This is a genomic window from Microcoleus sp. BM001215392, assembly GCF_036700185.1.
Taxonomy (GTDB): Bacteria; Cyanobacteriota; Cyanobacteriia; order Cyanobacteriales; family Microcoleaceae; genus Microcoleus.
This window is the reverse complement of the sequence record NZ_JAUBOJ010000073.1, coordinates 1-15,750: the sequence shown is the minus strand read 5'-3', so window position 1 is coordinate 15,750 and position 15,750 is coordinate 1. Positions and strand designations below refer to the sequence as shown.

General features: G+C 46.2%; 9 protein-coding genes. 5 read left to right on the top strand and 4 right to left on the bottom strand.

Features of this window, described 5'->3' with window-relative positions:
* On the top strand, positions 1-2,453 hold a 2,453-nt coding region (locus QT974_RS11085; protein WP_333468540.1), incomplete at its 5' end, for a CHAT domain-containing protein.
* 203 nt (positions 2,454-2,656) lie between these two features.
* Entirely contained in the window at positions 2,657-3,670 is a 1,014-nt protein-coding gene (locus tag QT974_RS11080; protein WP_333468539.1) for a tellurite resistance TerB family protein, read from the top strand.
* Positions 3,671-4,142: 472 nt separating this feature from the next.
* On the opposite strand, the gene QT974_RS11075 is transcribed toward QT974_RS11080, so the two are convergent.
* The 3 genes from QT974_RS11075 to QT974_RS11065 form a co-directional block, all read right to left on the bottom strand.
* On the bottom strand, positions 4,143-4,715 hold the full coding sequence (locus tag QT974_RS11075) for an RNA recognition motif domain-containing protein (RefSeq protein WP_333468538.1): 573 nt from the start codon (positions 4,713-4,715) through the stop codon (positions 4,143-4,145).
* Positions 4,716-5,749: 1,034 nt separating this feature from the next.
* Complete coding sequence (locus QT974_RS11070) at positions 5,750-8,224, bottom strand: M48 family metallopeptidase (RefSeq protein ID WP_333468537.1); 2,475 nt, start codon at positions 8,222-8,224, stop codon at positions 5,750-5,752.
* A 215-nt stretch (positions 8,225-8,439) separates the two neighbouring features.
* Positions 8,440-10,341, bottom strand: a complete 1,902-nt coding sequence (locus QT974_RS11065; RefSeq protein ID WP_333468536.1) for an ArnT family glycosyltransferase — start codon at positions 10,339-10,341, stop codon at positions 8,440-8,442.
* Between the two features lie 487 nt (positions 10,342-10,828).
* Here QT974_RS11065 and QT974_RS11060 point away from each other — a divergent pair, with 487 nt between their 5' ends.
* The 3 genes from QT974_RS11060 to QT974_RS11050 all read left to right on the top strand — a co-directional run bounded on the left by QT974_RS11060 (position 10,829) and on the right by QT974_RS11050 (position 15,345).
* Positions 10,829-13,765 carry a tetratricopeptide repeat protein gene (locus tag QT974_RS11060; protein ID WP_333468535.1) on the top strand — a complete coding sequence of 979 codons (2,937 nt, stop codon included), beginning with the start codon at positions 10,829-10,831 and terminating at the stop codon, positions 13,763-13,765.
* Positions 13,766-14,584: 819 nt separating this feature from the next.
* On the top strand, positions 14,585-14,935 hold the full coding sequence (locus QT974_RS11055; RefSeq protein ID WP_333468534.1) for a hypothetical protein: 351 nt from the start codon (positions 14,585-14,587) through the stop codon (positions 14,933-14,935).
* Positions 14,932-15,345 (top strand): PIN domain-containing protein, encoded by a 414-nt coding sequence (locus tag QT974_RS11050; protein ID WP_333468533.1) that lies wholly within the window; start codon positions 14,932-14,934, stop codon positions 15,343-15,345. Before QT974_RS11055 ends, QT974_RS11050 begins: the two co-directional genes overlap by 4 nt.
* Before the next feature lie 223 nt (positions 15,346-15,568).
* Here the strand turns inward: QT974_RS11050 and QT974_RS11045 are convergent.
* A partial coding sequence (locus QT974_RS11045; RefSeq protein WP_333468532.1) for a hypothetical protein occupies positions 15,569-15,750 on the bottom strand: 182 nt, incomplete at its 5' end.

The window sequence follows — 15,750 nt, the reverse complement described above, 5'->3', positions numbered from 1 at the left end:
CGCCCATCGCCACTCCATCCCCCGCAACTGCAACTCCAACACCCGCGCCCATCGCAACTCCATCCCCCGCAACTGCAACTCCAACACCCGCACCCATAGCGACTCCATCCCCAACACCCGCACCCATAGCGACTCCCGCACCCAGAGTAACTCCATCCGCAACACCCGCACCCATCGCAACTCCCGCGCCCATAGCGACTCCATCCCCAACACCAGCACCCATCCCGACTCCCGCACCCATAGCGACTCCATCTCCAATACTCGAAACCACGGCCTCGCCAATCTCCGAACCCGCGCCCATACCCGGTTTTCCCCTCAACGTCCGACTACCGCAAACCGGCTATTTATCCACAATACCGCCCCGCACAGCCCCCACACAGCCCTCAACTCCAACAACTCCCGGCGCCACAGCCCGCATAACCGCCGCGCCGACAATTCCGCCAATTTCCCAACTCACCGCCGCTCCAAATCTTGCTAATCCCAGCCCGATCGCCCCCACAACCCCGATCGCGCCAAATCCATCGCCCGCCCCTCTTCAACCCTCTTACAGCCCGCCTGTAGCACAAATTCCCGCACCCGTAGCTGCACAAATTCCTGCACCAATTCCTGCACCAATTCCTGCACCCGTTCCCGCACCCACCCTAGGGCTAAATCCGCAACAAGATTTAGCTTATTTAATTGGCGATTTATTAGGAGCAACAACCACTATCAGCCCAAATCCTGCCACGGGAAGCAGCACTTTTAACTGGGCATTTACCGATCCAAAAAACAACTTTTCCCTGACACCACCAGTCGTGAAACAGTCGAATCTGACTTTAGTAACACCTTCAGAAAACCCACCCGAAAATCCCCCGGAACTTGGTTCTTCTGTTACAGAAAAACCCGACGGTTGGATAGTCTCAACTCCCATTCCCGCTACTGCTGTTGCGCCTGTGATTGAGCAGCCCGTTGCTCAAATCCAGCCTGATTGGTTGGCAAACCTCCGCCAAATCGCGCCCGCACCCGCACCAATTCCAGCCCCCGCACCCGCACCAATTCCAGCCCCCGCACCCGCACCAATTCCCGCACCAATTCCAGCTCCGGCACCCGCACCCGCACCAACTCCCGCACCAATTCCAACTCCCGCACCCGCAGATATTCCGAGTCTGATTCCCTTAGAAATCAGCAGGTTTAGCGTCGCACAAACTTTAGATCAAAACAACGTTAATGATGCTGTCCCCCTCATCGATCAACTATTTGAACAAGACTATGAAAATTATTATGGGGAAAATTTTACCGACCAAAAAGTAACGGTTGAATATCTCAGACAAACTCTCAAAAAAATTAAGGAGGAAACCGGGAAGCAAGCTGTAATTGTTTATGCCATCGTCCGTCTCAAAGAATTATCCTTAGTCTTAGTAGTTCCCGACGGCCCTCCCATTCTCAAAAATGTCCCTGTCACCAGCACAGATTTGCTAGCAAAAGTGAAAACTTTTCACCGTTTGTTAGCTCAAAAAAAAGCTTCCGAAACACGACAAATTTTGCCAATTTCCCAGGAACTTTACCAGTGGTTAATTGCGCCGATTAGTGCAAAATTAGAAGAGTTAAATATCGATACGCTAGTGTTTTCCTTTGATAGCGGTTTGCGACAATTGCCGATTGCAGCTTTGCACGACGGCCAGCAATTTTTAGTAGAAAAGTACAGCCTCGGCTCAATTCCTAGCGTCAGTTTGACTAATACTAATTATCAAAGCTTGAAGAATGCCCGAGTTCTAGCAATGGGTGCTTCGGAATTTCCCCACACTGACAAAGATCCTTTACTCGCAGTGCCGATCGAATTATCTGCGATCGCCGGTACCAAAAGCAACACCCAAAATCCTGCCGAATTGCCTTTGTGGCCGGGAATTTCTTTTCTCAATCAAGACTTTACTCTGGAAAATCTCACCAAACAGCGGCAGCAACAGGCTTTTGATATTGTTCACTTAGCTACTCACGCCAGTTTTCCGCAAACTCAAAACGGACGCAATGAAGCTGAGATTGATTTGTGGAACCGCTCTTTGGCTTTGGATGAATTTCGGTTGGCAAAGTGGTACGATCGCCGACAAGTCGAGTTATTGGTGCTGAGTGCGTGCGAAACTGCGATCGGGGACAATAGTGCAGAAATGGGTTTTGCTGGACTCGCCGTGCGCAGCGGTGTCAAGTCGGCTGTGGCGAGTTTGTGGAAAGTTAATGATTACGCGAGTTTGGGACTGATGACCGAGTTTTATGCTAATTTGCGATCGGCGACCATGAAAGCTGAAGCCCTCCGACAAGCTCAAATAGCCATGATTCGCAAGCAAATTGTGATTAAAGACGGCAAGTTGGTGGGAACTCAAAGGACTCTCGACCTTCCGAAGGATGCACAAGTACCAAATTCAGATTTATCTCACCCCAATTTCTGGGCGGGATTTACTATAATTGGCAGTCCTTGGTAATAAGCTGGCGCACATCTAATTTTAATTGAAATCCTGTACAGCCCATCTGTAAAGAAATCTGAATCGTCAGGCGCACCACTTTGTCGCCACCCGATATTGACTCGCCGGATTTGGCAAAAAGTAAATGTATCCCAGACGACTATCTTTTGATGTCATAAATTTGCTATTAATAGCAAAACTAAACACTCTTTGGGGCAAAACCTGTGGGCAATTTTGATAAAATATTCAATTCAGACGGCAAATCCAAAGCTAGCTTGACTTTAGAGGAATCCGTAGCCGCGGTATCGCTTGTTGCCGCCGAGGCTAATTCTCCTGACGCGGATGCTGATATCTTAGAAAGCATACTTTGGGACTCAGAAATATTTGCTGAATACTCGGAAGATGATATGTCCGCAATGTTTCAAAAACTCGCAGCTATTATCCGCGAAGACGGTTTAGGAGCATTATTTAATACTGCTTGGCAATCAATGCCAGATGAGTTAGTGTTGGATACTTTTGCCATAACCGCAGCCATGTTTGTCGCTGATGGCGAAGTGTCCCAGAAACACCTGGCTTTTCTTCAGGAATTCCAGCAAGTATTGGGTGTAGAAGATGAAGAAGCTGAGGAAATTATCGAGGATGTAGTTGCGGCATACTCGCAAGTAGAGGATGTAGAGCCTGATTTAGATGTTGAGGAGCCGTTGTACGTATCTCCTGAAGGCAATTTTAGCGTTGTGATTCCAGTTGATGAGGCAAAAGGCGGTAGAATTGATGAGGAAGAAGGCTCTGTCACGTTTTCTGACGACTTTGGCATTTTGCTGAGAATTGATTATTTCCCGATTGCTGGTGAAGTGGAAGAATTAATTGAGTCAGCCGGAGAATCACCCTATCTCACTTCGTTTCTCAATAATTTTATTGAGGGAGAAGTTATGGCTAAATTTGCCAAGTCTCAGGTACTCTACACGGAATATTTAGAAGATGAAGAAGCTTATTTTGTGCTTGTAGATTTGCCTGGGGGTGCAACTGTCAGCGTCGAAAAAAACGACGGTTCTCTGAATCGGATCGATGCTTACCGGGGATTTATAGCTTTTATCGCTGAAGATTTTTGCTACACGATAAGCTGTCAGCGAATTTATCAGGACAAGCAGGAATTGGGTTCTCTTGAGGCTGAAGTTGAGGAGATGATGAATAAAATTTTCGAGTTTATTGAGACTGTGGAATTCTCTCCACTCGAATAAGCACGACTTCTACTTTTTTCGATTAAATAATTAGGACTCGTTCGAGGGTTGGGACTAAAGTCCGCGCCGTAACTGAGGACTCAAGTCCCAACCCTCGAAACAGAAGCGGTTATTTTACCGGGGTGCTAGGTCTGATATAGCAACCGCCACATCGGTGAGGACATAAATAACTTCATGAATAGAGCCGATACCCCTACGGCATCAATGGTTTGATTCTCGTTATGCAACTGTCAACTGTCCACTGTCAACTGTCCGCTGCTATATCGTGTCCGATCGACTACCATAACAAAAATGATTCGCGCCTGCGGACTTTCGGGCGCGCGCGCGGTCAATCATCGGACACGATATGACAGGTTTTTAGCATAAAATTGTGCGATCGAGAACAGGTTGTTTCACCGATGCTCGATCGCACTTCCAAATACACTCACTCAACCAGAGTCGAGAGATAGCAGCAATTAGCCACCATTTGCGATTAATTAGTAGTCTGAGCTTCCACCAATCTTTGCTTGAGTTCTTCCAGAGCGCTCGCCCAGCGCGGATCTGGCTGAACCGAACCGGAATCAGCGCTCGACACCGTTGTTGTTGACTGATTGCGGCGAGACTTGTTGTTGTCACCCCGACGGCGATTGCTTTTGCTAGAACCGCCACCGCCACCTTGGGTAGGCGGGGCCGAGCGTTGCTGTTGCTGCGGTGCGGGAACAGGAAGCGACGGCGACGCCGACGCGGACACCAACTGCGGTGAAGCAGGCGACGATGACTGTTGCTGATCGTCTTCGCCCTTCTCCGATTTACCCTTAGAGCGGGGAAGTGCCTTTTCTATTTTCAGGGGGTTTTCTTTGAACATCAAGCCGTTATATTTCTCAATAACTTGGTCGGCTTGTTCGTCGGTGAGCACCGTCACAAAACCAAATCCCCTGCATTTACCTGTTTTGCGGTCTGTAATTACCTTGGTAGTAACAGATTCGCCCTCGGGCGCAAAAACTTCTTGCAATTCTAAGCGATCGAGTTCTTTGGGTAAATTGCCAACATACAAACGAATAGACATGAAAAATTCCTCCAGACTTGGATTCTAATTAGTTCGATCGAACAGCGTTACCTGAAGTCAACTGAATATTGACCGCAGGAAAAGACCAGATAACTGTAGAATTTGCGCATTCCTCCCACCAACCTTGACAGCTCCCCCCATCTTTTAGAAAAAGATGATTTACTCTGATAAGGCCGTAACTTAACCGCCGATGCAGAGAGCTTTTAAATCTCAGGTTGTTGTGTAAACTTTTAGTCATCACTCAAATGTTGAGGCTATTGGCTATTCTGTATTACTTGCTTCCGGTTTTGATTCAGAATGTTTATAGCCAGGGCCGTGTAGAAATTTATGTCCAAGGATGTCAATTGCAAGCGATCGGAATGCCAGTATTCAGTTTAATACAGTGATGGATAAAATCGCTAACATTTTTTGGGCCAGTAATTTTACCTCGCTCCTAATGCTGAGGACTATTGACTTACCCAGTATCCGTGAAATCGGGCCCGGCAGCGTCCGACCTTTCTTTAAAGGTATCACAGCCCGGGTAGCAGAGCTAGTTATTTAGGAAGATTTCACGCCCTCTTGAACGAAAACCGCATCTCAATCACTTTTTTGAATTGATTCCCTACAGCTTTCATTGGCTGTAGAAAAAAAAACAGCCGACAAGCGGCTGACGGAACTTGCTGTGTTGGGAGGTTGACAATTTTTACGCAATGCCTTAGAGATTTTAGCCAACTGAAGTTATTGCGCTATTTGGTTCAATCCAATTTATGTAAATAAATGTAACAGGATGTCGGTAAAAAAGCAACCTTTCTTTACTAAAGGTAGTCAGCGGTCAGCGGTCAGCGGTCAGTGGTCAGTGGTCAGCGGTCAGTTGTCAGTTGTCAGTTGTCAGTGGTCAGTGGTCAGTGGTCAGTTGTCAGTTGTCAGTGGTCAGTTGTCAGTTGTCAGTTGTCAGTCAGAGCGTAGGGTGCCTCAGGGGGAAAATTCTGAGTCTGTGGTGGCCACCTTCGGCCCTGACGCACCCTGCAATAGACTAATCTCCCCCTCTCTTTCTCTCATCTTCCGCCCTGGATAATAATGTACGCGCCCCAAATAGCCGCACCAAAGGCCAAAATCGCAGACCAAATCGGATGTCCGCTGTCACTAACTCGCCCTTCTTGACTGCGGAGAGTTTCTAGGTCGATCGCCACAGTAGCACCTCGACGCAGCCAACCAGTCGCTACCACAGGTTTGCCGATCAAATCGGTGGGGCGAGTCGTCTGTTTGAGCAACAATGGGTACAAACAGCCGATCGGGCCAATCCTCGAAACATAGTGCAACTTCACCAAACCCGTCGCCGTTTGCAAAATCAAATCCTGTCCCAGCCAATTTTCAATACCAGGCCTACCCAAGAGTTGCCCCCCAACCCGCACAGGTTGAGCATCTAGGGGGAGCATTTCAGGATTTGACAAAATCTCTGGTAAAGTCGGCTCGATGGTGGCTCGCGGCGTAATATCGGGGAAAAAATAGTTAATTCGCATCAAAGTACCGAGACAAAACCCGATCGGCAAACAGCCCCAAACGAGCGATCGATCGCCCAAAAGCCAATCCAATTGCCAAATACTCGTCTTGGAAAAAATCCAGCTAATCAGCCAAAGTACAGCTACTATTGCCAAACTCATCGGAATCCCAAAAAACGGTGCACCCTGTAAAAATAGTTTTGAGTCTTTAAATTCGAGGATTGACTTAAACAGAGACAATTTTGCTTTGTTGGGTTGTGGCGGCGACAGACTCGCTAAATCTAATTCAGTCTCGATTTTCCAAAATTGAGCGTAGAGTTCCAACAGCTTCAAACGCTCTCCCAGCAAAGGATGGGTGTTGTTAAGTGTCAACCAATTGCGTTCCGAGTTGCTGACATCCCAGAGCAAAATCTGCGGTAACGGCGCCTGTAATGCAGCACAACCAAGGGTTACAGCTTGTGCGACGCCGACGGGTAACAACAAATCGAAGCTTTCGAGGAAAAAGCTAGTTTGTTTTTGCTGTTCGATATTTGCAGCCATCCCGATCGCAATTTTAGTCAGTGCGCGCGTCAAACCGTTGGGATTGCCGGTAATTTCTGCGGAAGTGCGATCGCTAAAATAGACTCTGCGACGCGACAACCACAACATCGGCCACCGCAACAACTTATAAATTCCGTAACTGGTAGCAGAAATTGCAGCGATTATAACTCTCACAGTACGACGCAAAAAGTCGATCGTCATTAAATCGCACAACCGCTGGCCCCAGCAAGCAGTCTGCCAATATATTAAGTAAGGAATCTGCATCACCAACAGCGCTTGCGACATCGGCGCAAAATCCCAGTGAGAAATATGGGCTAATTCCCGTGCGTAAATAGCGGCAATTTCATCATCCGCCAATTGATCTAACAGCCCTTGACTAACAGCAATGCGAGCAAAACGGGGCAAACAGCCGTAACTGAAAGCTACAGGAACATTGAGCGGCAAGAGTTTCAGTACAGGCGTTGGCATATTTTGCTTGGTACAAAAACTGCGGAGTACGCGCATCGCTTCCTTGCTGTGCTTGGATAAAACCGATGCGCGCAGGGTTCCGATCCCGCAAAATAGTTTCAGCAGCGCGTCTGTCAGCCAGGGAGAAGAGGCCAAAAGCAATCCGAAAACAAACTGGAGGAAAGGAGTTGGATCTCGGTAAAAAAGCTGAATTGGCCCGAAAATTGGCAGTCTAGTAAATATGGAAAGCTGAATTAACAGAGAATTAGTGTTTGTTAGCAGGAATTGTAGGACAAAGCGGGCTAGGAAAAATAGGGCGATCGCACTTCCAACGGCTTCGATCCGAAAATTCAGCAATTTTAGCGGTTTGAGAGGGCGCGGACTTTTGACGCGCCCCGCTTGGCGCCAACTCAGTTGGTAGGTATCTGGGGTGGCGAATTCGGGGATGTCTGTTGGGGAAGCGCAACTGTTTTCGCCGCTATTGTCTGTATCGGTGGCGATTTCTGTAGGGGCGGTGGATGGTGCGTGCGCGCCCTCTAGTGTCGGGTGAATCGGCGGTTTGGGGGGTGGAGGTGGCGGTGAAATATGTGTCGATTTGGTGTTTCCCGGCGCGCTAGTCGGTTCTAAGGGTGAAAATCCGGTTTCTTTGTCTGCGGTTGGTCTATCGCCCTTAAGCGTTTTCTTCCGCGATTCTGTTGCTGAATCAAAGGCGACAAAGCCTGTTTCTGGGGGAGTTTTCTGTGGTTTTGGGGGGGTTAATTCGGTTAAAGTGCGATCGGCCCAGGTTTTGATTTGGGTGTTGGGGATTTTGGTAAGGGAAGTGCACAGGGCGATCGCGCTTTTGAGATTATCAGTTGCTTTGTATGCCGCGATTAATCCCATTTGGGCGCGGATTCCGGGCGGTTGATTTGCTGCGGTTTTGCTGACGGATTCCAAAAGGGCGATCGCGCTTTGGTAATCCTTTTGTTTCAAAGCAGCTAACCCAGCCTCTAGAGACTGTTTCAGAGATGAATCCGCCGAATTTTGATTGTTTGGAGATGCCATAACTGTGATTGCGCTTGCGTCTTGTCTAGGATAACCTCACCCGAAGGCAATTCGGCAACTAACAATGTACGGGATTAACAGATGTAAGGGATTTAGGAGATATTGAGGGCAGATAGTATGGTGTCAAGTTAACTTATTTTTCTTAAAACTATTGTGGGGTGGGCTTCTAGCCCGCACCCATTTGTCGCAGATTTTTTTTTAATGGTATTAGCTGATTATTGCTTAACAAACACCTGAATTTTCTGAATAGAACTTGCTGACGGCCACGCTCTCACGTAAATACCTTCTTTAAGAACCATGTTCTCGCTCTGCGTAGAACCAACAGAAATAATAGCGCAAGGTACAAAATTTCTATAGGGATACGCGCGGGATTTGACATTGGATAGATTCTTAACATTAACATTTTCAATACGAAGCACCTGCTTGTCATTTTTCAAAAGTACCCACCAAGGGTACTCCATACTTGATAAAGATAGTCCAATATTTTTACATTCCGTTTTAGCCACAAATTTAGCTGCATTTAAATAATTACTTTTGTTGTTAATAACAGGTCTCAAGTATTGCTCTCTTCTGCTCGTGTTAAATATATCTTTTTCCCCAAGTATCGGTCGAAACTCGTTATACAACACATAAACTAATGATGTCTGTAGGAGAACTATCATAATAACATTTGCTATATTTTTAGGAAATTGTTTTGACAGAACTATACCAATGAAAGGGGAAATCAGCACAAAAAAAGGTAAGTGGAGGCGACTGTGCCAAATTTGCCATTTGATCAGCAAGCAGAATAACAAAAATGAGCACAAGACAGTAGCTAGATAGCTGACAAGATATTTATTCCTCCTCAAATTACGACTGCTTAGACCTAGGACGACAGAAAGCAATAATAGCCAGAAGTGAATAGGGTTACCCGCTGTGTCTTCAAAAGTTTGAACGAGGGCTTCCAAACTAAAATCTGTACCAAATGTAGTGCGCGGATCGTTAATGTCCACGCCGAGTATTTCGTGAACTTTATATATTGCTTTCTCCAGCGCATCGGTATTAATAAAATCCAATGGAATAGCCATGTGCAAGCTGGCATTTTTCACTATACTTGAAATAAAAATAGGAATGCCATACGCATCAGGACTCCATTTGTATGGATATGTAGAAGTCGGCGCGCCAAATAATTCTATATTTCGGAGATAATGACCGGAGTTGAGCAGCACAATTACCGCAGCGATCGCAAAAAGATGCTTAAAGACTTGCCTGCGATCGCGCTTAATATCCATCAGCACAAACCAGAGCAAAAATGGCAGTCCATATATATATCCAGTGCCTTTACTAAAAATAGCAAGTCCCAAACTCGCACTCATTTTAAATATATGATTCCAACTTATTTTATCGTTGATAGTTGAGACAACATAGTAAACAAAACAAACTAACCAGAAAGCAACTACATAGGTATCTTTGGCATTAGATGCGTGGAGAATACCCACAGGAATAGTTGCACAGAGGACAACAGAGAAAACTTGACTCCGCAAATCGCCTCCCAGTTGTTTAGCAATCAGCGATACTCCAATTAGACTGCCAACCATGCTGAACCACTGCACAAGATTTGCGAAGCGATCGCCTCCGCTTAAAATTTGCAAGTGCATCACAGTAAATCCCGGCCAAGGAGGACTGTATAACTGCGGCGTGTAGCTTGTGGGATAGTGTTCGACACTGCCGTTTTGTATCCAGTGAACTACGCGCGGCAGATGGTAATCCAAAGAGTCTACGTTATTAGAAGGTGCTACTAAAGCAATTAAACCTACTGTCAAAGTTATAAAAGCCACACCACTTAAAAGCACAGTCAAGAAAGGATCTACTTTGATCTTCTGAAAAATTCCCGTATATTTTTTGAGTCTTACTTTTCTAAGTACAATAAATCCTAATATCAAATCCAGCCACAACCAAAAAGCAAATATTCCACTAAAGTTAAGGAACCTTAGCCAACTCAAACACTCAGTAATTCCACTTACTAAAACTCCCCATAATATTGACGCCTCCAAGATGGCAAGCCGCCAGCACCGATGGAAGTTATAAAAAATCACAAAAATTAAACACCAGCAAATAATTGGGAGAATAATAAACATATAAAAACTGTTAACTTGCTGATTTACAAGATGGCAGACACTTTTTAGATTATAGTCTGAAGCGCTTGATTTTCCTAAAAGTAGCTAGACTGCCCAATCGATCTGAAACCTTTAAGTAGGTCGGCGCTGTCAAACGCAACTATGTAAAGTATTGTAAAATATCCATAATGCGCGATCGCAAAACTCGCGTGTCCTGTTTACACACTCTTACATAGTAAGAGTGTAATCGCGCCTACCTACTAGATTCTACCGTTGGCAATCAAAAACTATCCAAAGTTCTGGATATACAAAGTTTTTTAGTTGGTTAGGGGTAAGGTGCGTATTGTACACCCTGAATTATAACCGATCGCTCTTCACAGCAATGACTTTAGTTTGAGGCTGGGTTGAAATCCCTGTCGGAGTGCGGGTTCAACGCGCTAAAATAACACCAAAGCCCAAACCCAACATCCCACCAAACAGCCATAAATCACACCACACCCGAACAAATATGCCGATCGACAACGACGATTTTGAAAGCGAAAATATTAGCGACGATCGCAAACTGCAACTCTTCACCGACAGGCACGAATTTACCCGCCGATTTGCCGTTTATTTAAACGAAGACCCGCCCCGCGAACAAATTTTGTATTTTTTCGGCGATGGAGGCAACGGCAAGTCATTGCTCCTCAAACACTTGGAGTATCACTGCTGCAAAAGATTTTCCCCGCAGGTTTGGCAACAATTGCGCGCACTCCCAGAAGCAAAAGCCGCCGAAGTTGCCCATTTCGTCCGCTACGCAGAACCTAAAACCTACACTCCCATCCCCGCAGTCAGACACGATTTCGGATTGATACCGATTAAAGAAGATAAACCGCAAGATAGATTTTACGGCTTGCTGATGCTGCGGCGAAATGTCGCAGAAGCAGCAAAGAAATATAAATTTAAATTTCCAAATTATGATTTTGCTTGCTTTTGGTATTTGCTGAACAAAGGCGAGTCTGACGCAACTCTCAGCCAACTTTTCCCCGATGATGTAATTCAATTGGTGACACCTGCTATTGAAACTTTTACAGGATTTCCGGTGGTGGCGCAAGCTGTAGCCGTGATTAAAGGCATAGTTAAATTGAGCGGGATTAAGGGAGCGATGAAATTAATTCAACAGCGCCTGGGTGTCAGCGACGAAAAGGCGGATGAAATTCGGCGGAAAGATATTGATACTGAATTAATCGACTGTTTGCCGCAATTGTTTGCAAAGGATTTGAATGCGGCAATGGCGGGCAAAAATAAACCAGAACGCCTCGTGATGCTGTTCGATACTCACGAGAAAATGTGGGATGAAAAACGCAATTCTCAAGGCGCAACTTTTTGGTATCAAGATGAGTGGTTTCGGCGGTTGCTGAGGGCATTGGATTACAAATTGGGAATTGTCGTTGTTGTGGCGGGGCGAGATTGTCCGGTGACGCAATTGCGGTGGCCGAATGCGTCGAAGTTTCCGATTCCCGCAGATTATATAGATGCACAATTGGTGTGGCATTTGTCGCCGGATGATGCGAGGGATTACTTGCACAAAGTGGAGATTGATAAGGCTGATTTAGCAGATGCTGTAATTAAATATGCCAGCGTTAATCCCGATGATAGTTGGGATAATTTGCAGATACATCCGTTTTATTTGGGTTTGTGCGCGGATGTGGTGCTAGCAGAAAGAAGGCGGGGAGTTGAGTTGCTGTCGTCGGATTTTGCGCGGATTCCGAAGTTGGAAAATAAGACTGCGGAGTTAACGGATCGGTTGCTTTTGTATGTGGATCGCGAAGTGCGATCGGCCGTGCATTCGCTGAGTGCTTGCCGCGCTTTTGATGAGGATTTGTACGTGAAATTGGGAGCAGGTTGTCACTTCCAGGCAAGTAGTGCAAATTTTGAGGTTTTGACTGGTTTTTCGTTTGTGTGGAAATCGGAGAAGCGGGGGGATAATTGGTATCGAATTCATGATTTATTGCGGCGCTTGGATGCGGATAGAGATAATCCGAAAACTCGCAGGGCTCATGAGGTTTTAGAGGGGCATTATCGGGAAGTGGGGGATGCGGCGGAGGCGATTTTTCATGCTAATCGCTTGGATTGGTTGCGGGGTGTGCAGGAATGGGAAGAGGTGTTTCGGGAAGCGTTGCGGCGGAGTCTTTACGGGGAATGCGAGTCGCTGCTGGGAGTTAGAGATGAGTTGTGGATTAAAAGTGATTATTGGCTGGGTAGGATTTCGCGATCGGAGGGAAATTACTATGCTTGGTTGGCTCGATATGTAGAGGCAAGACAGGAATATTTAGAGGCAGTTGCAGCCTATAATTCTGCTTTACTTATTGCACCGGATGATATCAATGCTCTCAACAACAAAGGGAATGCGCTGCAAAGTCTGGGTGATTTGCAAGCAAAGCTAAGTGAATTTGAGGCGGCAAAACAGTCTTACTTTGAGGCGATCGCTGCCTTGAATTCTGCTTTACTTATTGTACCAGATGATATCGACGTTTTCAAGAACAAAGGGATTGCGCTGAAATGTCTGGGTAATTTACTGGCACAGCTAAGTGAATTTGAGGCTGCAAAACTTTCTTACTCAGAGGCAATCGTAGCCTATAATTCTGCTTTACTTATTGCACCGGATTATATCAATGCTCTCAACAACAAAGGGAATGCGCTGCGACGTCTGGGTGATTTGCAAGCAGGGCTAAGTGAATTTGAGGCGGCAAAACATTCTTATTTTGAGGCGATCGCTGCCTTGAATTCTGCTTTACTTATTGCACCGGATGCTATCTGTGTTCTCAACAACAAAGGGAATGCGCTGCGAGGTCTGGGTGAATTACAAGCACAGCTAAGTGAATTTGAGGCGGCAAAACATTCTTACTTTGAGGCGATCTCTGCCTTGAATTCTTCTTCACTTATTGCACCGGATGATATCTGTGCTCTCAACAACAAAGGGAAGGCGCTGTTAAGTCTGGGTGAATTGCAAGCACAGCTAAGTGAATTTGAGGGGGCAAAACAGTCTTACTTTGATGCGATCGCTGCCTTGAACTCTGTTTTACTTATTGCACCGGATGATATCGGTGTTCTCAACAACAAAGGAAATGTGCTGCAAAGTCTGGGTGAATTGCAAGCACGGCTAAGTGAATTTGAGGCTGCAAAACAGTCTTACTTTCAGGCGATCGCAGTCTTGAATTCTGTGTTACTTATTGCACCGAATGATATGGTTGCTCTCACCAACAAAGGGAAGGCGCTGCGATGTCTGGGTGATTTGCAAGCAAAATTATCCGATCGACAGGAAGCACTCAAAAATTGGCAAGAGGCGCTACAAATGTTTAATCGATATTTAGCCATTGCTCCTAACAACGATCGCCTTCGCAATAGCCGCGATTCGCTGCAAGAATATCTCGATAATTTGGGTGAGGATACTGTAAGCAGTTAGCTCGATCGCAATTAGTAAAGATGCGGCATTCATTCCTGCCTTAAACCGACAGTCCGCCAGGGAATGAATTCCCTGGCTAATAGCGAAAGTCCTCTAAAGAGGACTGAATAATTCATGAGTCCTCGACCGAGGACTTTCGCTATGAGGCGGGGGTTTCAACCCCTGCCGGACTCAGGATTTATGCACTCCGACAAAGAAACCGGGTTTTTGCCCGAATCTACGAATCACAACCAAGAATTATCGAAAAAACCCGGTTTCTGGCCACCCGCGCGTTCTCCAGAAACCGCGTTGATCTCGATGCAAAGGAGTATCCAAAATTCAGGACACAACAATGTTGTATCCTTTGCCTAAAAAACCAAAGAACTCATCAGTCCTCTTTCAGAGGACTTTCGCTATGAGACAGGGGTTTTTAACCCCTGTCGGACTGTCGGAATATCGCACAATCTTTCGCATTCAAAAGTCTTTGCATTACCCACAACACCGCCGGGGAATCAATTCCCCGTCTCATAGCGAAAGTCGGTTGAAACCGACTGGCAAATCTAATTCAATTATCATCAATAAATTCTCGAAAAAACCCGGTTTCTGGGCCTTTCGCGCATCCTCAAAGAAACCGGGTTTTTAGCCGCATCTACGCATCACAACCAAGAATTCTCGAAAAAACCCGGTTTCTGGCCACCCGTGCATCAGCCTTCAAAGAAACCGGGTTTTTGGCCAAATCTACGCATCACAATCAAGTATTCTCGAAAAAACCCGGTTTCTGGCCCCATGCGTAAGCCCTAAATTTGCTAAAATAGACCCAGAAAATATCAAAATATAAATATGAACGAATCCCAAATACCGCAAATTCCTTGGCTACCCTTAAGCCGAGAAGCGGACAAACTATCAGTCACCGACAGATTAGCTCTAGTCAACTCGATTGTTGAGTCCATCAGACGGGAACTCAGACCCCGCCAACCTCTGCCAGATGACTTTTTGGAAGCCGTGACGGGGCTACCAAAAACTGATTCAGCACCCGCAACAGATGCCGAAATTAAAATTAGATTGCCCCGCGATCGCAAAGGTGCGGCCAAGCGACTCAGAGGGCTAGCAAAAACAGATATGCCACCTCCGACAGATGCGGAAGTTGCACTCATGTTAGAAGAACATTTGGTGGAGAAATACCTAAAATGAAGGTATTAATAGACACCAACATTATCCTCGATAGTTTGCTAGAACGAGAGCCGTTTGTAGAGGATGCTGATGCTTTATTTGAGGCGATCGAAAATGAGCAAATTGAGGGATATGTAACGGCAACAACTTTAACAAATATCTTCTATATTGTCAGAAGGCAAACTCGCAGCCTCGATCGCGCTAGGCAAGCTATTGCTGAAACACTAGCATTAATGAATGTATCCGCTGTCGATCGCGACGTTTTAGAAATAGCATTTGCATCTAATTTAACTGATTTTGAAGATGCCGTGCAGCTAGCTTGTGCGCTGTCAGATAACTTGGAGGCGATCGTCACCCGCGATGCAGGAGATTTCGCCGGCGCGACCTTACCCATTCTATCACCTAAAGAGTTATTAGAACGTTTGGGATAAGATTAACAGGATTTACCCACTCCGACAAAGAAACCGGGTTTTTGGCCACATCTACGCATCACAACCAAGAATTATCGAAAAAACCCGGTTTCTGGCCACCCACGCGTCAGCCTTCAAAGAAACCGGGTTTTTGGCCGCATCTCCGAATCACACGAAGTATTCAAGGGAAAAACCCGGTTTCTGGCCCCATGCGTAAACCCTAACAAGGATTTAACCTTGCGGCTTACCGTTCAGATTTTCTCGACGATTTACCATCAGCCAGCTTCCGACGAATCAGCACGCTCATCACTTGCTTCGGATTCGCCGCCGGCTGTAGGGGACTCCAATCGCCAACTTCGGCGAATCCCAGCCGGTACAAAGTGAGTATGGTTTCCCTGACACCCTTGGGCGAACCTGTCACCGTTA